The 851-nt window shown below is 67.7% G+C and carries 1 protein-coding gene; it reads right to left on the minus strand.

The window, feature by feature from the left end:
* Positions 1-223 precede the first annotated feature (223 nt).
* A complete protein-coding gene (locus G6048_RS48340) occupies positions 224-733 on the minus strand; it encodes a hypothetical protein (protein ID WP_328829187.1) in 510 nt (169 codons plus the stop codon).
* Between the last annotated feature and the right edge of the window lie 118 nt (positions 734-851).

The raw sequence follows: 851 nt of genomic DNA on the forward strand, positions 1-851 counted from the left end.
CCGGAGCAGGCGCGTTCGGTGTCGCCCATGACGAGCTTGGCGGTGAAGGCGTATGTGCCGTCGGTGACGGGATCCCCAGCTACGGCGAACGCGGGCGCAGCAGTGAGAGAGGTCGCGGCTGCGGCCGCCGCGACGAGTGCGGCGGCGGTGACCGCCGCGCGCGGACGTGATCTGGACACGTAGGTCTGTTCCTCAGGTGGTGTGACGGAAGGGCGGGAAGGAGTCAGCCGGTGACGCGGAGTTCGACCAGGACGGCGGACGCGTCGCCAACGCCTTCGCCCACGCCCTTGAACTGGTTCTTCGCCACGTCCACGGTCGCGGTCTCGCCCGCCGCCGTGAGGTCGGCGCTGACGGGGTTGTCCGTGGTCTGCAGGGCGTAGACGTCCGGGACTTCCAGGGTCAGGAAGCCGCCCTTTCCGTCCGGCTTGAAGCAGTACCGGCCGTCTGCGGTCTGCCGGGTCCAGACCTCGATCAGGCCCGCGGATCCGTCGCATTCCGTGAACAGCAGACGGCCGTTGCCCTTGATGAGTTTCAGGCCCTTTTCGGCCAGGATGCGATCCGCGTTCGGATAGGAGTAATCCTCGACCGCGAACGGCGGCAGATCGTCCGCGGCCTCGGCCGCCGGAACCGCGGTGGGCGCCGACGTCGCGGCGTATGCGGTGAATGCCCCCAGCGTGACGGCGAATGCGCCGGCACAAGCCACAGCGAGACGCCTGATAAAGGAAAGCTGCACGAGTGGTCTCTCGTTTCTCCGGGCGTCGTTACGGCAGCACGAGAGCCCAGAGCTCTTCCCCACCCCCCGTACGACCCCCTGGTTCGTTACGTGAGACGGGAAGGTATCCCAACAGCCA

This window comes from Streptomyces ureilyticus (genome assembly GCF_011045025.1).
Classification (GTDB): domain Bacteria; phylum Actinomycetota; class Actinomycetes; order Streptomycetales; family Streptomycetaceae; genus Streptomyces; species Streptomyces ureilyticus.